The sequence below is a fragment of the Microcoleus sp. bin48.metabat.b7b8b9.023 genome (assembly GCF_013299185.1).
Taxonomy (GTDB): domain Bacteria; phylum Cyanobacteriota; class Cyanobacteriia; order Cyanobacteriales; family Microcoleaceae; genus Microcoleus.
The window spans coordinates 27888-48294 of the sequence record NZ_JAAFKG010000048.1 but is presented as its reverse complement, the minus strand read 5'-3'; the positions used below and the strand labels follow the sequence as shown (position 1 = coordinate 48294).

Annotated in this window: 21 protein-coding genes and 1 pseudogene; 7 read left to right on the top strand and 15 right to left on the bottom strand. The window is 45.4% G+C overall.

Annotated elements, in window-relative coordinates; genetic code table 11:
• Positions 1-30 precede the first annotated feature (30 nt).
• From fusA to rpsL, 3 genes are all read right to left on the bottom strand, one after another.
• Complete coding sequence (fusA, locus tag QZW82_RS23440) at positions 31-2103, bottom strand: elongation factor G (protein ID WP_293122105.1); 2073 nt, start codon at positions 2101-2103, stop codon at positions 31-33.
• A gap of 339 nt (positions 2104-2442) precedes the next feature.
• Positions 2443-2913: a 30S ribosomal protein S7 gene (gene rpsG, locus QZW82_RS23435; protein ID WP_006632196.1), complete on the bottom strand. Its 471-nt coding sequence runs from the start codon at positions 2911-2913 to the stop codon at positions 2443-2445.
• Positions 2914-3031: 118 nt separating this feature from the next.
• Positions 3032-3412, bottom strand: coding sequence for a 30S ribosomal protein S12 (rpsL, locus tag QZW82_RS23430; RefSeq protein ID WP_006632197.1), 381 nt, complete (start codon positions 3410-3412; stop codon positions 3032-3034).
• Positions 3413-3604: 192 nt separating this feature from the next.
• Between rpsL and QZW82_RS23425 the strand changes: the two genes are divergently transcribed.
• The 3 genes from QZW82_RS23425 to QZW82_RS23415 all read left to right on the top strand — a co-directional run bounded on the left by QZW82_RS23425 (position 3605) and on the right by QZW82_RS23415 (position 5106).
• The gene (locus QZW82_RS23425; RefSeq protein WP_293153607.1) at positions 3605-3820 is read left to right on the top strand and encodes a hypothetical protein; all 216 of its coding nucleotides are present in this window, start codon (positions 3605-3607) and stop codon (positions 3818-3820) included.
• Positions 3821-3871: 51 nt separating this feature from the next.
• Positions 3872-4075 carry a hypothetical protein gene (locus tag QZW82_RS23420; RefSeq protein WP_293153605.1) on the top strand — a complete coding sequence of 68 codons (204 nt, stop codon included), beginning with the start codon at positions 3872-3874 and terminating at the stop codon, positions 4073-4075.
• 179 nt (positions 4076-4254) lie between these two features.
• Positions 4255-5106: an Npun_R2479 family HD domain-containing metalloprotein gene (locus QZW82_RS23415; protein WP_293153603.1), complete on the top strand. Its 852-nt coding sequence runs from the start codon at positions 4255-4257 to the stop codon at positions 5104-5106.
• Positions 5107-5347: 241 nt separating this feature from the next.
• Here the strand turns inward: QZW82_RS23415 and QZW82_RS23410 are convergent, their stop codons facing one another.
• From QZW82_RS23410 to QZW82_RS23360, 11 genes and pseudogenes are all read right to left on the bottom strand, one after another.
• Complete coding sequence (locus QZW82_RS23410; RefSeq protein WP_293153601.1) at positions 5348-5863, bottom strand: transcriptional repressor; 516 nt, start codon at positions 5861-5863, stop codon at positions 5348-5350.
• Between the two features lie 95 nt (positions 5864-5958).
• Positions 5959-6294, bottom strand: a complete 336-nt coding sequence (locus tag QZW82_RS23405; RefSeq protein WP_293153599.1) for a hypothetical protein — start codon at positions 6292-6294, stop codon at positions 5959-5961.
• A gap of 106 nt (positions 6295-6400) precedes the next feature.
• The gene (locus QZW82_RS23400; protein WP_293153653.1) at positions 6401-6832 is read right to left on the bottom strand and encodes a photosystem I reaction center subunit XI; all 432 of its coding nucleotides are present in this window, start codon (positions 6830-6832) and stop codon (positions 6401-6403) included.
• A 36-nt stretch (positions 6833-6868) separates the two neighbouring features.
• Positions 6869-7876 (bottom strand): annotated as a pseudogene (locus tag QZW82_RS23395) (chlorophyll a/b binding light-harvesting protein); the annotation flags it as partial.
• Between the two features lie 128 nt (positions 7877-8004).
• Complete coding sequence (locus QZW82_RS23390; RefSeq protein ID WP_293153596.1) at positions 8005-9042, bottom strand: chlorophyll a/b binding light-harvesting protein; 1038 nt, start codon at positions 9040-9042, stop codon at positions 8005-8007.
• Positions 9043-9635: 593 nt separating this feature from the next.
• Positions 9636-10373 carry a response regulator transcription factor gene (locus QZW82_RS23385; protein WP_293153650.1) on the bottom strand — a complete coding sequence of 246 codons (738 nt, stop codon included), beginning with the start codon at positions 10371-10373 and terminating at the stop codon, positions 9636-9638.
• 865 nt (positions 10374-11238) lie between these two features.
• Positions 11239-12189, bottom strand: a complete 951-nt coding sequence (locus QZW82_RS23380; RefSeq protein ID WP_293153593.1) for an FTR1 family protein — start codon at positions 12187-12189, stop codon at positions 11239-11241.
• 405 nt (positions 12190-12594) lie between these two features.
• Positions 12595-13029 (bottom strand): ferritin-like domain-containing protein, encoded by a 435-nt coding sequence (locus QZW82_RS23375; RefSeq protein ID WP_293153590.1) that lies wholly within the window; start codon positions 13027-13029, stop codon positions 12595-12597.
• A 116-nt stretch (positions 13030-13145) separates the two neighbouring features.
• A complete protein-coding gene (locus QZW82_RS23370; protein ID WP_293153587.1) occupies positions 13146-13838 on the bottom strand; it encodes a hypothetical protein in 693 nt (230 codons plus the stop codon).
• Positions 13839-13892: 54 nt separating this feature from the next.
• On the bottom strand, positions 13893-14366 hold the full coding sequence (locus QZW82_RS23365; protein ID WP_293153584.1) for a hypothetical protein: 474 nt from the start codon (positions 14364-14366) through the stop codon (positions 13893-13895).
• A 58-nt stretch (positions 14367-14424) separates the two neighbouring features.
• The gene (locus QZW82_RS23360; RefSeq protein WP_293153581.1) at positions 14425-15057 is read right to left on the bottom strand and encodes a hypothetical protein; all 633 of its coding nucleotides are present in this window, start codon (positions 15055-15057) and stop codon (positions 14425-14427) included.
• A gap of 521 nt (positions 15058-15578) precedes the next feature.
• On the opposite strand from QZW82_RS23360, the gene QZW82_RS23355 reads away from it, so the two are divergent.
• From QZW82_RS23355 to QZW82_RS23345, 3 genes are all read left to right on the top strand, one after another.
• On the top strand, positions 15579-16505 hold the full coding sequence (locus tag QZW82_RS23355; protein ID WP_293153578.1) for an energy-coupling factor ABC transporter permease: 927 nt from the start codon (positions 15579-15581) through the stop codon (positions 16503-16505).
• A complete protein-coding gene (locus tag QZW82_RS23350) occupies positions 16498-17157 on the top strand; it encodes an energy-coupling factor transporter transmembrane protein EcfT (protein ID WP_293153575.1) in 660 nt (219 codons plus the stop codon). The genes QZW82_RS23355 and QZW82_RS23350 overlap by 8 nt, the downstream gene beginning before the upstream one ends.
• 148 nt (positions 17158-17305) lie before the next feature.
• Entirely contained in the window at positions 17306-18025 is a 720-nt protein-coding gene (locus tag QZW82_RS23345) for an energy-coupling factor ABC transporter ATP-binding protein (protein WP_293153572.1), read from the top strand.
• 97 nt (positions 18026-18122) lie between these two features.
• Here the strand turns inward: QZW82_RS23345 and QZW82_RS23340 are convergent, their stop codons facing one another.
• Positions 18123-19127 (bottom strand): ion transporter, encoded by a 1005-nt coding sequence (locus tag QZW82_RS23340; protein WP_293153569.1) that lies wholly within the window; start codon positions 19125-19127, stop codon positions 18123-18125.
• A gap of 245 nt (positions 19128-19372) precedes the next feature.
• Between QZW82_RS23340 and QZW82_RS23335 the strand changes: the two genes are divergently transcribed.
• A complete protein-coding gene (locus QZW82_RS23335) occupies positions 19373-20377 on the top strand; it encodes a 2-hydroxyacid dehydrogenase (RefSeq protein WP_293153566.1) in 1005 nt (334 codons plus the stop codon).
• The last annotated feature ends 30 nt before the right edge of the window (positions 20378-20407 follow it).

The following is a 20407-nucleotide window of genomic DNA, read 5'->3' as shown; positions in this document are numbered from 1 at the left end:
CCAAAATCCAAAATCTAAAACCTTAAATCATTAGTTCCCTTTGTTCTTAGCGATAATGGCTTCAGCCACATTTCGCGGCACTTCTTCGTAATGGCTGAATTCCATTGTGAAGATGCCTCGACCTTGGGTTTTTGAGCGGATGTCAGTAGCGTAACCGAACATTTCTGCTAGTGGAACTTTTACAGAAACTTTGGCAATTCCCTGATCCGTCTCTTGACCTTCGATCTGACCCCGACGCGAGTTGAGGTCTCCGATGACGTTCCCGATGTAATCTTCGGGAACTTCAACCTCTACCTTCATCATAGGCTCTAGCAGCACTGGCGACGCCTTCATCACGGCTTCTTTGATTGCCATTGAACCGGCGATCTTAAATGCCATTTCTGAAGAGTCTACATCGTGGAAAGACCCGTCTACCATAGTAGCTCTGAGGTCGATCACGGGATATCCTGCTAGAATACCTGATTCGCAGGCTTCTTTCATCCCTTGTGCTGCCGGATTGATGTACTCTTTCGGTACAGTGCCACCGACAATTTTGGAGACAAATTCAAAGCCGGTTCCCTCTTCAGCAGGTTCTAGTTCGATCACCACGTGACCGTACTGACCTTTACCGCCGCTTTGGCGGATAAATTTGCCTTCGGCGCGGACGGCTTTGCGAACGGTTTCCCGGTAGGCTACTTGCGGCTGACCGACGTTGGCTTCTACTTTGAATTCGCGCAGCATCCTGTCTACCAAAATTTCCAAGTGCAGTTCGCCCATGCCGGCGATGACTGTCTGATTGGTTTCTGGGTCAACATTGACTCGGAAGGTGGGGTCTTCTTCCGAGAGGGACTGGAGGGCTTTGGAGAGCTTCTCCATGTCTTGTTTGGTTTTGGGTTCCACCGCCACCGAAATGACCGGTTCTGGAATAAACAGGGACTCCAGAATCACTTCCGAGCCTTCTTCACAGATGGTATCGCCTGTGAAGGTGTCTTTCAGACCCAAGGCTGCTCCCAAGTCTCCGGCGCGGAGTTCTTCTACGTCTATCCGATCGTCCGCTTTGAGTACAATTAGGCGAGAAACCCGCTCTTTTTTGTCTTTGGTGGAGTTGAGGACGTAGCTACCTTTTTTGAGGACACCGGAGTAAACGCGGAGGAAGGTCAGGCGACCGTAGGGGTCTGCCATGATTTTGAATGCCAGGGCTGACAGCGGGGCGTTGTCGTCGGCAAAGCGCTCTGCTGTCTCGCCGTTGGGTAGGAGTCCTTGAATTGGGGGAACTTCCAAGGGCGACGGCAGATAGTCGATGACTGCATCCAACAACAACTGAACGCCTTTGTTTTTGAATGCCGAACCGCATAGCATGGGGACGATCGTACCTTGGACAGTACCGTGGCGCAGGGCCAAACGGATTTCGTCTTCGGTTAGTTCTACACCTTCGAGGTATTTCTCGGTAAGGGCGTCGCTGGTTTCTGCTACGGATTCGATCAGCTTCGTGCGATATTGGGCGGCCAGCTCTTTGACTTCATCGGGGATTTCTACTTCCTCGATATCAGTGCCCGTGTTGTTCTTGTAGATATAGGCTTTCATTTGCACTATGTCTACAATTCCCCGGAAGTTTTCCTCACTGCCGATCGGGATTTGGATGGGTACAGCGTTCGCTCTCATCCGATCGCAAATTTGAGCATAGACTTTGTAGAAGTTCGCGCCCATTCGATCCATTTTGTTGACAAACACGATTCGCGGTACTTTATACCGATCGGCTTGCCGCCAAACTGTTTCCGATTGTGGTTGCACTCCGCCTACCGAGCAGAATACTGCGATCACTCCGTCAAGCACTCGCATGGAACGTTCTACTTCGATAGTGAAGTCTACGTGTCCGGGAGTGTCGATGATGTTGATTTTGTGCTCTTTCCAAGTGGTGGTGATAGCGGCAGCAGTAATCGTAATTCCCCGCTCTCGCTCTTGCGCCATCGTGTCCATAATTGTTGTTCCATCGTGCACTTCACCCATTTTGTGAACCATGCCAGAATAGAACAGAATTCTTTCTGTTGTTGTTGTTTTGCCCGCGTCAATGTGGGCGGCGATGCCGATGTTGCGAGTTTTTTCTAGCGGGACGATACGTACCACAGCTACCTCCTTAATCTTGTGTTGCTGTTATAATACTATTATACTACACAGTAACCTTATTTTGCACTCCCAATCGACTTACAACATAAGTTTATTGAGCTTATTGTTACATTTTAATATTGTTTGCAACATTTGTTTACAAAAATATTAAGGATGCGACATGGAGGATTCAGAGACAGGGTGAATTTTTACTTTGGGAGTTTTGAGTTTGCTTCACGAATGGCCGGCAGCATTGTCCCTGGAGAAGCAATCTCAATACTCAAAATTTACACTTTTTAATTGATCGCCCGATGCTTTTATGCTGCGCGATCGACCTTTTCTCCATGCCCTAGTTGGCAATTAGTAACGGTAGTGAGCAAAAGCCTTGTTAGCTTCTGCCATACGGTGTGTTTCTTCGCGCTTGCGAATTGCACTGCCGGTTTCGTTAGCTGCATCCATCAGTTCGTTAGCCAGCTTGGCAGCCATCGAGCGGCCTGTGCGGGCGCGGGCAAATCTGATCAGCCAACGGAGGGCGAGGGTAGTTCCGCGATCGGAACGTACTTCCATCGGCACTTGGTATGTAGCGCCACCTACCCGGCGGGCTTTGACTTCTACCAGGGGTGTAGCGTTTTTGACTGCTTTTTCAAACAAGTCTAACGGTTCGGCTCCTGTGCGTTCCTGGATGGTTTTGAGGGCGTCGTAGACTATGCTGGAGGCCACGGATTTTTTGCCGTGCTGCATGATCCGTCTCACCATCATGCTTACCAACCGGCTGTTGTAGGTTGGATCTGGCGGAACTGGACGTTTTTGAATAACTGTGCGGCGAGACATAGTTCTATTTGCGATTTTTGATTTTGATTGATTGAATTTGGAGTTTCTAGCTCAAATCTCGATCGACGATCGAAACTTATTTTTGCTTTTTAACTCTGGCGATCGGGCGAAATCCGCGTTATTTTTTCTCTTTAGGACGCTTGGCCCCGTACTTGGAACGACCTTGCTTGCGGTCTTTCACTCCGGCGGTGTCTAATGTACCGCGAATGATGTGGTATCTAACTCCGGGTAAATCTTTTACCCTACCGCCCCGGATCATTACTACCGAGTGTTCTTGCAAGTTGTGACCGATCCCGGGGATGTAGGCTGTCACTTCAAAACCAGAAGTCAGCCGTACCCGAGCCACTTTCCGCAGCGCCGAGTTGGGTTTTTTCGGGGTGGTCGTGTACACTCTGGTGCAAACTCCGCGGCGCTGGGGGCAACTCTTGAGAGCTGGCGATTTGGTTTTTTTCTGCGTTTGTTCCCGTGCTGAACGGATGAGTTGCTGAATAGTGGGCATGAGTTACGGCATTTCTAGCTTTTTGCTGAATATAGTGATTTGGCGGCATCCGCACTGAAAGTCCCTTCCCCTGTGGGGGGACGGGATAAATGAAAATAATTATGGGTAAGTGAGGATACCAGACTCTATATAGTACACGACTCGAGTTTTTTTGGCAAGAAATTTCCACGGCGGGCGAACTTTCTTGCTTGTTTGCTGGAAGTTGGGATGCGGCGATCGCCCGTCGTACCAATACATATGTGGCATTATATATTGAAGCCCAACTTTGAAGAGGGTCACAGCAGTGGTGCAAAATCGATCGCGATCGAAATATCGAACCACCATTTTTCCGAGACGCCCATCAACTCTACCGTGCGATCGCATCACAGCCGCTCGCATCACAGCCTCAGAGAGATCGACATCACATAAAGTTATATAAAATTACCTGATAATAAGCAATATACATTTAGTTGAGCGCAGATGAAAACCAAAACTTATATTCCTGAAAGTACAATTTCCGAACTTTACTTGAATATTTGGAAATCCGGTAAGATAGATCGGACGGTGTTCCACCAAATTCAATACGAAATTAATTCTGAAACTTTAAAAAGTTCAGACGAGCTAAAAATTGTTAGCAGACTGCTCTATGCAGTCCGACGGGGATGGCTTTTAGTCATGGACTAAGTGGCGTTTGGAGTGTTGATATTACCTCCAAAGGCAAGCGCCAACAACGCAGGTGAGTGAGTTTTGAGTTTTGAGTTAAAATCTCATCCATAAAATCATATATAAATTATATTATATAGAAGAGACTCAAATAAGACTCATCACACTTGACAGGCAATATTAAAGGAAAAGGACAGGGTATGTTTAATTCTACAGAACTGCTGATCGAGGCTTTCATCAAACAACTAGAGAACGGATACAGCCGCACTTACGGAGGCTACAAATCCGACTATGCCGACATTATTGCCTGGGTGGGGGCAATGGCGTTAGAAAACATTGCCAGCAGCGACGCTCTTTATCACAATACAGAACACGCCATTTGTATTACCTTGGTCGGTCAAGAAATTTTGCGGGGAAAACACATTCGCAAGGGCGGAGTCTCCTGTGAAAATTGGCTGCACTTCATCATTTCTTTGCTGTGCCAAGATATCGGATATGTCAAAGGAGTTTGCCGAGAAGACCAAGCATCAGCAGGATTGTATGCTACCGGAAAAGATGGCATGAGAATTGCACTTGCTCCTGGTGCAACAGCGGCTAGTTTATCTCCTTATCGAGTTGACAGAGCAAAACTATTCATTGACGAGCGCTTCGGCAACCACAAGCTAATTAATGCTGAGATAATTAAGCAGAACATAGAACAGACTCGTTTCTCGGTGCTTGACGGCAACATTGACGAAGATGCAGGTAATTATTCTAGTTTAGTTCGCGGTGCTGACTTAATAGGTCAGCTCAGCAACCCACAATATTTACAGAAAATTGGCGCGCTGTTTTACGAGTTGGAAGAAAGCGGTGCTACTAAAGTTTTGGGATACCGACATCCGGGCGACTTGCTGCAAAGCTACTCTAAGTTTTACTGGAGTGGAATTTATCCTCATATCAGCGAATCTCTCGGTTATTTGCAGTTGACGCAGGAAGGCAAACAGATTGTTGCTAGTTTGTACGCTAACGTATTTCGGATGGAACACCAACGTTTCGATTCAGAGGTTGCTTGAGTACAACTTAATTCATTAGTGACTTGGCAGTTGGCAGTAGTCATGAGTATTCGTAGGGTGTGTCGCTTGCGAACAATCCGTAAATTTAACCTATAATCTCATAGCGACGCACCTTGCACATTAGGTGGACGAAACAAACCCAGCAAATCTCTTGTTGATTTTTTTCAAAACGGTATAACTAACAAGAAATTATCAATTATCAATGACCAATAACCAATTCCCGTGGTTTATTTCATCCAACTTAACTAACCTTATCCTCAAGTTCTGAATGATATCTCGGACACGACCAATTGCTCGGCAACAAAGAAGGCCATCCCTCCCGCAAGGCTTCCAAACAAACAGCACGCACAGTTAATTGACAGTCTAGCAGTTCTACACCAGCTTTTTCAACTTGTTTCTTACCAATCTTTAAAATCGATTCATCGCTAAACTCAAAAGTCTTGTGACACTGAATGCAAACCAGGTGATGGTGGTGGTGCAATTCAGGCAAATTTAGTTCGTAGTGTTTGTGTCCTTCTGCTAATTCTAGTTCGCGCAAAATTCCAATTCTGGCTAATAAATGCAGTGTTCTATAAACAGTAGATAAGCCAATTCCTTCTCCTTGATTCTGTAAAGTTTTATATAACTCTTCGGCACTCAAATGATTGCCTTGCCGCAGATTTTGAAAGACGCTCAAAATAGTTTCTCGCTGGGGTGTCAAGCGGCAACCCCTCTGGTTTAGTTCGAGTTTAAGTGAGTTAGGACTGTATAAATTCATATTTGTGAAGGAAGAAGTTCGGCAACGGATTCTGTAATGGATTTAACGGATGTCAGGAAGTTCGGCAATGGATTCTGTAACGGATTTAACGGATGTTAGGAAGAAAGAATTTCGGCAGATGTAATTGGAGAATTAGTTGTCGGTATTTCTGTATAAGCTTTGTGAAGTCTGGAGCAATGTCGCTGACAGGAATTGGCAAAACAAGTTTTCGGTTCAAAGTCAGTACAGCCGATGGCATCTTCAGTACAGGCAACAGACGGCCGCACGGTACACTTGAGACGGTAGTCATTAGTAAAAAACTCGCAATCCGAACACGGAATTTGATGCAGTCGCCGAATTTGGTGGAATCCTTCTCGCAGCGCTACCGAAATACTGCACAAAAACAGAACCATCACAGTCCCGATACAGAAACAGCAAATAAAAACAGTCATAGGGTGATTTTCTCAACAGTACATACAAATCCAGAAATGAGCCAATTTAAGCAAGAAACAAAGTTCTAATTTCTTGCTTAAATTGGATTCAGATTCTATTTTGAACTCAGTTCACAACTCCTCGGAAAATTGCATCAATGCCAGCAAAATTATCTAGCAGCAAATAAGCAAGGAAAGCTCCGCTCGTACCTCCGAGCAAAAAACCGCCCCGGAATAAACTCCAATCTTCCGAGGTTTTGTGCCAGTAAAGAACTTTACCTGCTTCGATGTTCCGATTCTCGTAAATCGAGAGGCCCATTGCCAAAATCAAGACTAATGCCAGAGTTGCCAGCAATGCTGCCAGAGGTGCTAAACCTTTTTCTTGCAAAGGCAGCAATACTGCAAAAGCTCCTACCAGGAAATAGCCGTGAGCCAAGCTAACTTCTAATCCCCTAACTATGGGAGACAATCCCTTGCGGTAAATCGGCAAATTCCGCAAAAAAGTTACAGTCGTGTCAGAAAAACTTACGGTTGTCGTTGCACTTGCAACTGGAACCATAGCAGGAGTTGCCGTTACAAATTCGCCCGATCGAAAATCAAACCCCGCCGCTTTTGTACGAACGCGCAGGGCGTGCCAAATATGACCGGAAAGCGCCAAAATCGCTAACACAAAGTGGCTTGTTGCCAGCCAAGTCCGCGAAGAAACTAGTGTGGCTTCCGGGCCGGTTAAACCCACAGGGCCGTAGAAAATCTCTGGATAAACAGTGTCGTTTACTGTCACAAAGTAGGCAGTCAAAAAGCCCATGTAAGCCAAAGCGCCCAAACTGTAAGAAAGGTAAGCTTCTCCCGACCAAAACAACACTCGCTTGGCCCAAGCAAAAGGCTTGGTGAAGATATGCCAGAAACCGCCAATGATGCACAGCAAGCCAACATAAATGTGACCGCCGACAACATCTTCTAAGTTGTCAACTGCTGCCATTCCTTCCGGGCCGTGTACGGGCAAGAGATAGCTAAAGATGCGGGCGGGATTGAGGGTTGGTTCGCTAATTATCCGTACATCCGCGACGTGGGGATCGTAAAGACCTCCCCAAAATAAAGCTTTTGCGACTAGCAGCCAAGCACCAGCACCTAATAGTAATAGGTGAATGCCGATGATGCTGGTCATCTTATCTTTGTCTTCCCAGTCGTAGCCGAAGGAACCAAAGAAAGTGTTGTTTTGTGGCAATACTTTCGGGCCGAGCAAGGAATGGTAAAGGCCGCCGGCACCAAGAACTGCGGAGCTAATTAAATGCACAACTCCGATCGCAAAATAGGGATAGGTATCAACAATTTGACCGCCTTTTCCTACTCCCAAACCCAAAGTTGCCAAATGCGGCAGTAGGATTAAACCTTGGTCGTACATAGGCTGCTGCGGGTTGAAATTGGAAATTTCAAACAGGGTCATCGCCCCGGCCCAGAGTACAATCAAACCTGCGTGAGCGACGTGAGCTCCTAAAATACGTCCTGAAAATTCTGTGAAACGGGCGTTACCAGCCCACCAGCCGTACTCGCTTTCTGGCTTTTCCGGCTCTAGTTGTAAATTCGGTTCAGCTATTGCTTGCATTTTCGCTTTCCTCTAATTTCGGTGAATTGGAGTTGCCCAAAAAACCCGGTTTCTCGCAAAAGTTGTCGCTTTTTTCGAGAAATGTTGGTGCAGAAACCGGGTTTTTGACCCCCGCGCGTAAATTCTGATTAACTGGCCGCATTCGCTGCAACTTGGTTCGCGACTTCGCCTTTGCGGAAGTCAAATCCTGCTGATCGTAAAGCGTGCCAAATATGTCCTTGCAAAAAGAAGAAGGCTAACCAGAAGTGGGAATTTGCCAGCCAAGCGCGAGAAGTCAAAACTTCTCCGCTATCGAAATAGGGATATTGCTGGATGCCAATTTTTAAAGCTGGGCCGAAGAATTCAACTGGGTAAACCAGGGTATTGACTGAAACAAAGTAGGCGGCAATGAAGCCCATTAAAGCTAAAGCGCCGAGACTGTAAGAGAGATAAGCTTCTCCTGACCAGACGAACAGGTTTTCTGTCCAGGCAAAAGGCTTGGTGCGAATGTGCCACAACCCGCCGACTATGCAGAGAATTCCTACCCAGATATGGCCGCCGACAACATCTTCGAGGTTGTTAACAGAGGCAATCCAGTTTTTGCCGCCTGCACCGAACAGGTAGCCAAAAATCACAGTCGGGTTGAAAGTCGGTTCCGAAATAACGCGCACTTGCCCGATCGTGGTATCATACAAACCACCGAAATACATTGCTTTGGCCACCAACAAGAAGGCTCCAATACCTAACAAAACTAGGTGGATGCCTAAGATGGTGGTCATTTTGTCTTTGTCTTCCCATCTGTAGCCGAAGAAAGGAGTTTTTTCTTCGAGGGTGGCTGGCCCTTTGAGGGAGTGGAAGATGCCGCCGAAGCCGAGAAAGGCTGAGCTGATGAGGTGTACGACACCAATTTGAAAGTACGGATAAGTATCGACAATTTTGCCTCCGGCTCCGACACCTAAGCCGAGTCTGGCTAGGTTTGGTAGCAGAATCAAGCCTTGTTCGTACATGGGTAATTCTGGGTTGAATCGCGAAAGCTCAAACAGGCTATAGGCTCCCGCCCAGAGGACGATGAGGCCGGCTTGGGCGACGTGAGCGCCCAGCAAGCGACCGGAAAGGTTGATTAAGCGGGCGTTGCCGGCCCACCAGGGAAAGGTTTCTCCTTCGGCTGGGAAGGATTTTTTGGCCATGCTTGTCACGGCGAGTTACCTCTTGAGAACAGTGTCAATTGAGTCTTAAGCTTGTGGAGCTTATTGATATAGATAATCAACAATTTTGCTGGCTGAGTCAAGTCTTTTTGATAAAGTTTTTCATTAAGTTTGGTTTAGATATGTAACAAGGCTGCGGAAAAGACTGTTTTATAAGGGTTTCATGGAGTCGGAGGGATCGATAACCAGAGTTTTTCTGATTGGTATGGATTTAGCGATCGTGAAATATATCTAGATTTATTGATAAAGAATTTTACTAAGGTGTTGCAATTGACCAAAAACCTCCAGGGTACAAAGCCCTCGGTACAGGCATAGGGCTGTTTCATTCTTTGTAGGGGCAATCCCCCCGTGGTTGCCCTCGTGGGCGGGGGGTAGGCACGGGGCACTACCCTACAAAATTCTGGTTTTCCTGAGAATCAAACAGCCCAGCCGATACAAGTTCTTCCCTCTTTCCTCTTGCCTCTTCCTTCTTCCTTCTTCTTTCTTCCTTCCTTTCAAATCAAAAGCCTGAGAACACTTGCTCTCAGGCTTTTTTAGCTAGATTTTTAATTGCTCGTCGCATCTGGGGCGCTAGCTCAAGCAGAGGATTTGCTTTCCTCGGCGACTTGCTCGTTGCTCGGCAATTCCAGACAATAACCCGCGCCGTATACGGTTTTGATGTACCGAGGATGGCGGGGATCTGGTTCCATCTTGGTTCTCAGATGTCTGATGTGTACGCGAATTGTTTCGATGTCGTCGTCGGGGTCGTAGCCCCAGACTTCTTTGAGAATTTCGCTGGGAGAGACTGTCTGACCGTGGCGCTGGAGCAAGCAGTGCAGCAACTCGAACTCTAGGTGAGTCAGTTTGACGGTATTAACGTACCAAACAGCTTCAAACCTTTCGGGGACAAGAGTTAGCGGGCCGTAATTCAGGATTTCTGAGTGTTTGGCAGCTTGGGGGATGCGGTCTGTGCGCCTCAGCAAGGCTCGCACTCGCGCCAGCATTTCTTCTAGTTCAAAGGGTTTGGTCAGGTAATCGTCGGCGCCGGAGTTGAAGCCTTCTACTTTATCTTGAGTTTGACTTAAGGCTGTCAACATCAAGACGGGTATGTCGGCTGTGCGATCGTCACGCCGCAATCGCTGACACACTGTGAATCCGTCTACTCTAGGCAGCATCAGGTCTAGCATGATCAGGTCGGGGAGCATTTGTATTGCTAGTGCCTGACCTTTGATGCCGTCTTCTGCCTGGGTGACTTCGTAGCCAGCCATTTCTAGGTTGACGGCTACGAGTTCGGCGATCGCCGCGTCATCATCAATAACAAGTATCCGAGGCATCATCATTTATCTCACCGCTAACCAGATGGCGGAGGCTACAGCCTTCTGGGGGTTCCAGGTAACTTTAAGGAGCAATTTTTTAATTTTAAGCTGCATTAAGGATTATAAGGTTCATTAAGAACTTTTAGGGTTCTGTAAATATTCTTGTACTAATTATAAGCCCTCTTGAGCGCATATCAGAAAACTGTTCGCCAAAAATCTTCCTGGGAGTCGATTTTTTGCCGACAAGAACAGTTTCCGGTTTATTCTGGGTTTGCCTGGGACTTCAGGCAATGGCGCTAAGGGTAAGCTGCTGCGGGTGTCAGAGATTGTCTGTGGCGATCGACCCATATAGGGGAATTCGGATAGAGGATTTGGCGACTCGATAACGGGTCATTGAAATATACTGCTTAAATGCTGTAACACTTAAGCCCGGTTTTTGAGACATCTGTTAACCGCTCGTTGTTAACTTTTAAAATTTTGTTAGGTTTAGTTAAAAAATTTTCTTTTTTTTGAAGATTGCCACTTGCTTTTTGTCGCTATTGACGGTATTATTAAATAATAGAAATATAAGTATTTATCCAAAAAATAAACTATATTGCCATTATTAAATAGTATCATACATAATTCAAATAATCAATCCCCGAACCTGAAAATTGGAGGGGATTTTTTGATGGGAATTTTTTACCAGAAATAATTGGTTGAAAGCCTCTCGGTTTGGCGTATAAATTAAAATCAGACGATTCATTACTCCCCTACTCGGACTTCCAGGTAGAGGTTGCCCTCAAGCGGTCAACTGTCAACTGTCAATTGTCAACTGTCAACTGAATGAACATCGCCCTTGGAGCAGCCAAGCAAAGGATAAAAACTGCTAGCAAGGCTAAGGCTACTGAGGGCGAGCAGGCTGAGTATTTTTGGTAGGAAGAGTCGCTTGAGGGGTTAATTTTTGGAAGTAAAGACCGCCGACTGTTAGTAAGAATATTGTATAACCAACAGCTTGCAAAAGATAGATTCGATCGCGGTATCCAAAGAGCGCTTTGAGAATCACTCCCGGAAATTGTCGATCGGGCAAAACTCCGGCTGCATTCCACAGCATCGGGCCTAAAATACAGGAGTGGATTGGTGCCGTGCGATCGTAAAAAACACAAATTGCTGCATACTGGCTATCCGTCTGGGACAAAATGGCAGCGGAGGCGTCAAAATGTTTGAGTGCAGAGACTGCTAAACCGGCGACGATTAGCAATAATAAGATTCCCATAAATTTGAAAAACTGGCGGATATCTATTTTGACACCCCATTTAAAAATTAGGGAACCAATGATTGCAGCCCCAAGCAAACCGCCCACAGCACCTAAAGCTGGAGTTAAACCTTGTTGAAATTGAGCGCTGATAAATATAACTGTTTCAAAACCTTCGCGAAGTACGGCGATAAAAATTAAGCCGAATACGCCCCAGCCAGCATTCGTGTTTGATTTTAAAGCTGCGGTAAGTGCGCCTTCAACTTCGGCTTTGAGAAAGCGGGCTTGCTGAGTCATCCAAATTAGCATCCAGCTTAGCATGGCGATCGCAAAAATTCCCAATACGCCTTCTAATAGCTGTTTAATTACGGGTGCATAAGGCTGATTTGATGTTGATAGTGCTGCGAGCAATCCATTGAATAAAACACCGACAAAACCGCTAGCAGCAATGCCTGCTGCGATACCTGCATAAACCCAAGAATTGAGGTGAGTTTGGTCGGCTTTTTTCAAGCAAGCTAGGACAATTCCGACGACTAAGGCGGCTTCTACGCCTTCACGGAGAGTAATTACAAAGGTTGGGATGGCTTCAGTAAAGTTCATTATATGGTTATTGGTTATTGGTTATTAGTTATTGGTTATTAGTTATTGGTTATTAGTTATTGGTTATTAGTTATTTGCAGTACCGTGAGCGGAGTCGAAGGGTTATTGGTGATTAGTCAAATAGTCATAGGTTATTCAGAAGCTGCTATCTATCGCAATCAATAACAACTAACAATCAATAGTCCGGACAGTTTTCAATGACCAAGGGTAGAATGGGGGTTCTGGGCTCCAGCCTCTGTGAAATATTAACGGTAGAATGAGGCTTTGGGTCGCTGCTCAAAAAACAGTCCGGGGTATTGAACAATAGCAAGGTGCGTCGCTCCGAGATCATCTATTTTTTTAAGGGATTCAAGGTAGCCACGCACCCTACCCTTAATGACTAATGACTAATGACTAATGACTAAATCAACTATAATCCCGCAGCATTTTTTTTAGTTCCACTTGGTGCAATTCTTCTTGTCCAATTAGGGTGCGGGCGTATTCTTCGAGATAAACGCTGGAGTCTGTGACGACTTCAAGTAAGGATTTATACTTTTTGAGCGCTTTTTTCTCGTGATTTAAACTTTCTTCCAACAAGTCTTTGATGGAGTGTTTGTATGTTTCTTCGATGGGGGCAATTTTTTGGCTGGGATGTCCGTCTAAACCTGTTAAAATTTCTCCGGCTTGTTGGGCGTGGAGTAGGGATTCGGTTGCTTGTGCTTGAAAAAACTGCACGATGGGAATTCGGTTTGGCCCTGTCACCATGAGTGCATAGTGGGTGTAGCGCACTACTCCTGCTAGTTCCCATTCCATGATGGTGCATAGCAGTTCTTGGGTTTTTTTCTCGTCAAGTTCTTTCATTTGTTGTCTGAGAGGTAGAATGCTTAACAGGGTGGTGTTTATAATATCACATTTTAGTTAACAAGCAAAAGTAAGGTGCAAATTATGCACCTTACGGGATGGATGTTGTATCTGAGTTAGGGGTTAACTTCTAAGGTTCCAGTAGGTGCAAATACTACTGTCAATTTAGCTACGGGTATTGCACTGCTGCTGGTAGTTTGGGCAGATTTGAGCAGATTTGGCAGGGGGGTTTCTTGGGTGTAATCCTTGGCTGGTTGGTTGAGGGGCTCGAAGTTGCCGATCGCCCCGTCTTGACTTGCAGTGACTCGATAGACTAGATTTTGAGTGAATGTGGGGTTAGCTTGCCAAGTCTGATTGATGCGATCGTACACTTTTAGAGCTAACTCATCTAGTTTGGTGCGATCGGTAATTTCCGCTGTCTGATTAGTGACCTCAACCGCCTGAACTTCCTGCTTGCCCGCTGACACAGGCAATGCTTGGACAGTCTTATCTGTAGGGCTACTTGCAATAGCCGTTTCAGGAGACTTATTTGTGAAAGGTGCAATTTCAGGAGACTTTTCAGGCAGTTTTTTTGTGCTATCAACCACTAAAGCCGAAGGTGCTGGGCTACTGGCAATAGCTGGTTCCGCTACCTTAGCAACAATGCTAGCATCTGCCACCTTCTTCGCGGGTTCTTTGCCCTCAATTGTCAAAGATTTGACATAAATACCGCGAAACTTTTCCATTTGGGTGACGCGCCACATAGCAATGGGATAAGTCACGCATACAAGAGTAAAAAGTCCTACACCAACCCAAACGAATTTGTGCATCTCCCTCGCCGGGAGTGGCTTACTTTTTGTTTCCATCATCAAACCTCGTATTACTTAAGTTAACGGCAAATAGGGGAACAAAGGATGCCAAGACATAGCTGTGGAAGCCATTAACAAAGCAAACATCCAGAAAAATATGGTGCGACTTTTAACACTTTTATTCTTCCAAATTGCATACAGTATTGGCCAACTGACTAGCCAACCGATAAGCAACATAGTTTCCTTACCGGTATAGCTGCCGATATTGCCCCACATTTCGTTACCAGTCTTGCTTCCGGGAATCCAAGTGCCGAGATTCCAAAGCATTTCGTTTATCTCTTTGGATGTGTCCCCTAAGTGGTGACTCACCATCATTGTGAAACAACCAATGCCAGCACTAATTAATGCAGCAGCAGCCGGGCCAGAATTACTCGGCGGAGTTGCTGCTCCCTCAGCTAATCCTTGTGGAAATTCTTTGAGATTGCTCCAGATTTTGCCGTAAATAGGTTCATTGGTCGCTGATTTGTCGCGGGATAACTGTCGAGTCATTTCAGGATTTCCTAGATTGAGTTGTTAGTTGCTAGTCATTAGTTAATCTAAAAACTAACTAAAGAGCGTGAATTTTAGCAACACCAAGTCCGGTAACCATGCCGCCCATTGCAAAAAACATGATTCCCATCAAAGCTACAGAAGTAGCTGCTAAAACGGGGCGATTTTTTTTCTCTAAAATTGAGTCGCCGTAGTACCACAAAATCCAGGTGCAAGCTGCTGCTAATGGCAAAGTAAATAGCACGGTAAATTCGTGGTATTCCATCAAAACATACTGGACTAAAGGCGAGTTTGATTTCAGCCAAGCGCGAGCTCCACCGAAATCTGCACCTGCTCGATAGCGCATATATGATAAGTTGCCGGTAGCAATGGCTAAAAAACTCAAAAGAGTTGACCAAAAGGCTAATGTACGCATTTGTGGCAAGATTTTACCGACTCCCCGTAGCAAGGGAAATGCTAAGTGTCCGGTATAAGCCATGACTACTAATGCCAACATTGAACCCATGCCGTGAATGGTTCCCATCCATCGCTGCCAAGGGCTGGGATGGAGTACGTTAACGAAAGGCATAAACAGAAATAAACCAGCGGATAAAATGCTCAGCCCGTAGACAGAAACTTGAGCAATATCTAATTGTCTGGGAAATTCAGATGGAACTAAATCGGTAGTTGATTTTTCGATTGAATTTTGCACCGCTATCGGGCCTCATTGAGTTTGGATTGTTCGGGAACGTATTTGAGAATAGTTGCATTAGTATTTTGAGTTTCTTGAGAATACAAGCCGTGCGGAGGAGTCGATCGCACATTCACGCGATCGATCGCCTTAAAATACTGCTAAAAGGACATTAACTAGCAATAGAATCCGGCTTTTTAGTTTTTAGAGCACCCAAAACTTTTAGTTTTACTAGCTAATGAGCATTTTTGCTGCTTCTTTTAAAAAGCTAGTAATGCAACTTATTCTCAAAAACAGATAATAAAACCAATTATTGACTTTCAGTCTTTTGTTAATTTTATTTTAAGATTTATATAAAAGCCTTACTGTTCAGGGATTTTACTACCCAGTCGATCGAGAATTATTGATAATAGTTATCAAAAAGCCGATAATACGTGGCTTCTGAAACCAAAATCGGCAAAAATCCCCCCAGAGGGGATTGTAAAGTTTTGTAAAAAAGAGTTGACTAAAAGGTTGAGAGTTCTCATGTTTTGGAGATATCGATGCACATACCTGATGGTTTTCTTTCACCGCCCGTAGCAATTGCCACGGGCATAGCAAGCGCAGCAGTTATTGCAGTTGCCCTAAATCGAACCCGCGCCAGTCTTGGGTTGCGACAAGCTCCAGTCATGGGTTTAACCACGGCTTTTGTGTTTGCCGCCCAGATGATTAACTTTCCTGTAGCAGGTGGCACCAGCGGGCACTTGTTGGGAGGCGCGCTAGCTTCCGTGGTTTTGGGTAGCCCTTGGGCGGCAACTCTGGCGATGAGTACGGTTTTTATAATTCAGAGCGTCTTGTTTGCGGATGGGGGCATCACCGCACTGGGAGCGAATATTTTTAATATGGGGCTAGTCGGAATTTGGGTGGGTTGGTGGCTGTTGCAGCCATTGCAGCAACTATTGGGAGGTTCCAGAAATCGCTTGCCGCTAGCTGCGGGGATTGCGGCCGCTCTCAGTGTTGTGTCCGCTTCGATTTGTGTGGCTATTGAATTGGCAATTTCTGGTACAGTACCGCTGAATATCGCATTGCCAGCAATGGTAGGCATACATATTTTAATTGGCATTGGTGAAGGGCTAATTACAGGCGGCGTTTTAACTTATCTCGTGAAAGTACGGCCGGATTTGTTACCAGGAGAACAGCCACAATTACAGAAATGGCTAGTGCCAGTAATTGGAGTTTTATTAATTAGTGGCGTGCTTTCTCTGTTCGCTTCAAGTTGGCCTGATGGGTTAGAAGCGGTAGCAGAACAATACGGTTTTAAAGATAAAGAAGCTGTGGCGATTGAGATTCCAACTCCTCTAGCTGGTTACGGTGTTAAAGGATTAGAAGAACAACCAATAGGTACTAGCATTGCTGGAGTTTTAGGCTCTGCTATTTGTTTCGGTACGGCTTTTGGGATTGCTCAGTTGGTGAAATCTAAAGATGCTTAAATTATCAATACCTTTTCGATTGCGACTGTCTCTCACGATTGTGATTGGGATTGGTTTTATGAAAATGGGTGCTTGGCTGTGGCTGGGCATCTATGGGGCGATCGCACTTTTTTGGTCACTTTGGCTGAAAGCACCGCTGCGAACCCTGCTGCAACTATTAGGAGCAGAATTAATTTTCCTCTCCTTATTAGTGCTACCCCAAGGTTGGGAACGAGCGAGTTTTCTGTTGCTGCGTTCCCTCATTTGCCTGCTAATTATGAACAGTTTTCTGCTAACTTTGCCGCCCCACAGTTTCGGAATTGCCCTGAAAGGATTGCCCCTACCAGCAGGCTTACAAGAGATTGTGCTTTTAGCTGGACAATACTTAGAAATATTGCTCGCAGAAGTCAACCGGATGAAACGATCCGCTCAACTGCGAGGTTTGTCGGGTAGCGTAGGATGGCTGAGATACGCCAGTGCTTCAATGATAGGAGCTCTTTATTTGCGAAGTCTCGATCGCGCCGAGAGAGTCCACGCAGCCATGCTAATTCGCGGCTACAAAGGAACTTTACCCACCGAGTCAAAATCAACATCAAAAGAGCGATTCTGGCTCACAGTCACGATTTTAACCGCAGTCGGATTAACAATAGCTTCTTATGGGAATTGGGCATAGGGCATTGGGAATTGATTAATTCGTGCATCTATATTTTAACTTTTTACCTTTTACCTTCTCAATTCCTCTCTCTGCGCTCTCTGCGCCCTCTGCGGTTAAAAACTCTTAATCCGAAAATCGAGGTAAACAAAAATTGACTAATCTCAAAATGACGCCAACAATCGAAGTGCAAGACTTAGTATTCGGATATCCGCAGCAAAAACCTGTATTGCAAGGAATTTCCTTCACCTTACAACCGGGAGAAAGAGTTGCTCTACTTGGTTTAACAGGTGCTGGCAAAAGCACTTTACTGGAAAATTTAATCGGCTTGAAAATGCCTCAATCTGGCGAGGTTAGAGTGCAGGGAATTAAGCTAGAACAGGCAACTTTATCGGAAGCGCGGAGGCAGATTGGGTTTTGCTTTCAAGATGCTAACGATCAGCTATTTATGCCAACTATTTTAGAGGATGTGATGTTCGGGCCGCGCAATTATGGGGTATCTTTGGAGATGGCGCGCGATCGGGCTTTAAGCTTATTAGACGAATTCCGTTTGGTAGAATTTGCTAACCGTTCGGCCCACGAGCTTTCTGGGGGTCAAAGAAGGTTAGCAGCATTAGCGGCTATTTTAGCATTAGAGCCGGCAATTTTAATTTTAGACGAGCCAACAAATGGACTAGATCCATCGTGGCGTAGGCATTTGGCTAAGGTTTTGTCGCAATTGCCGATCGAGGTAATTTTGATCGCTTCCCACGATTTGAACTGGATTGGGAAAACGACTCAAAGGGCGTTAATCTTGGCTGATGGTCAGATTCGGGTGGATGAACAAACTCAAGAATTGCTCAAAGATCGATCGACTCTTGAATATTACAATTTACCGCCAGATTGGTAATTAGTCATTGGTTCGTAGTGAGGACTTCAGTCCTTCAGGAATGCGGACTAAAGTCCTCACTACGAACCTGTAATCGATAGATAATATTTAGCTTCGATTAAAGCTGGAATTTGCGAACAGTTTCGTTGTACAGATGAATAGCTAAATCCCGAAGAACTTCTTCATTCTCAATATGACTTCCTAGCTTCTGTTTCGCTGAGTTGATGCACATTTGCATTAAGTCGGCGGAACTTTCGACGTAAAGCGCGATCGCCCTTTGCTGTTGTTCAAAACCAATCTCGACTTCTCCGAGCATTTGTACCGATTGACAATTAGCAGATTGGTCTAAATTTGCCCCAATTCTTTCCTGTTTTCTCCTTTGCACTTCCTCGGAAAAACCAGAAGCAATTATCCCAGCCGGCAGTGCAAAAATTCCTATACCTAAAAATGCTAACATTGCTCCTAACAATTTACCTAAAGGAGTGATAGGATAAATATCGCCGTAGCCGACAGTCGTCAATGTCACAACTCCCCACCACATTGAATCGAGGATACTTCCAAAAGCTTTTGGATGCGCTTCGTATTCAACAAAATACATGACGCTAGATGCAAATATTAACAGAATGAAAACGGCAAATGCAGTGGCGATTAACTCCTCTTTTTTTGCATACAATACTGCTCCTAGAGTTCTTACAGACTCTGAATAACGGCTCATTTTTAGCAAGCGCAACAAACGGAGGAGTCGAATTAAATTAACGAAGCTTAAATTCGGAAACAATAGCAAGGCGTAAAATGGCAAAATTGAGATTAAATCGATTATGCTTAGCGGTGTCAGACTGTATCTAAATCTTCCCCAAAGTGGGTGGCTGTATCTGCGATCTACTGTACATACCCACAACCTCAAAACATATTCTATTGTAAACACTAAGGATGAAATAATTTCGATGTGTTCCAACAATACTTTGTGTTCGTGCAACAAGTGAGGCGAAGTAGAAGCAATAAAAGCTGCGACGTTGATCAAAATCAAACAGGTGATAAAAATGTCATCTGCTAAGCTGTAGAAATTGCTGCTTTCTGAGGATTCTAAGATTTCATGAATTATTGTTTTGAGTTGTTTTCGCATCTGAGTTTCTCCTAAATAATTAGTAAGTGAAGGCTCGTGCTTTACTATAGTTTAAGCAGTTTTTTTTCTAACGTCACCAGGATTTGCGATCGGGCTAAAAATCGGGTTGCTTCAGAAATGCTATCGTCACGAAACCCCATATTTCTCAGGGAAGCCAAGTTTTTTGAGGGAATGGGGTGGTGGTAAGGAAAGAGAGTTAATCTGGAAGGAATCGCCAACTATTACTGGATTTGCAGGCAAAAATCATGAAGGTAGCCGTATTCAGCACCAAATCCTACGATCGCACTTTTCTGACAGCAGCCAACGCCGACAAACACGAGTTGGTGTTTTTTGAACCGCGCCTGAACTTGGAAACTAGCGTTCTGACTGCTGGATTTCCGGCAGTCTGCGCCTTCGTTAACGACTCTTTGGACGCAAAAACGCTCCGGGCGATCGCCCAAAATGGCGTTCGGTTGTTGGCTTTGCGATCGGCCGGATTCAATCACGTCGATTTAGCAGCAGCCCGCGATTTAGGCTTAACTCTTGTCCGAGTTCCCGCTTATTCTCCCTACGCCGTCGCCGAACACGCAGTCGCAATGATTTTGTCCCTCAACCGCAAAATCCACCGGGCCTACAACCGAGTCCGCGAAGGCAATTTTGCCCTAGACGGCTTGTTGGGATTTGACCTCCACGGTAAAACGGTGGGAATCGTCGGAACTGGCAAAATAGGCGCGCTAACTGCCAAAATTCTGCACGGATTCGGCTGTCGCTTGCTGGGATACGATGTTTCCCCAAACCCTGATTGCTTAGCCTTGGGGATGGAATACGTGGCGCTGGCCCAACTGTTCGCCAACTCTGATATTGTCAGCCTCCACTGTCCGCTGATACCAGAAACTTATCATTTAATCGGTGCAGAGGCGATCGGGCAAATGAAACCGGGGATGATGTTGATCAATACCAGTCGCGGTCAGTTGATCGACACTAAAGCTGTTACCAAAGGACTGAAGTCTGGTAGAATTGGCTACCTCGGCTTAGATGTTTACGAACAAGAGACGGATCTGTTTTTTGAGGATTTGTCAAATCAGGTGATTCAAGACGACGTATTTCAGCGCTTGCTGACTTTCCCCAACGTCCTGATTACCGGACATCAAGCTTTTTTCACCGAGGAAGCGTTGCAAAATATCGCTGAAACCACGATCGGCAATATCACCGATTTTGAACAAGGACGCACTTGTGCCAATCAAATCGACCTCAGGGAAGTCAAAAAATGAGTCAAAAGAGCGATTTGTCAACAGTGGCAA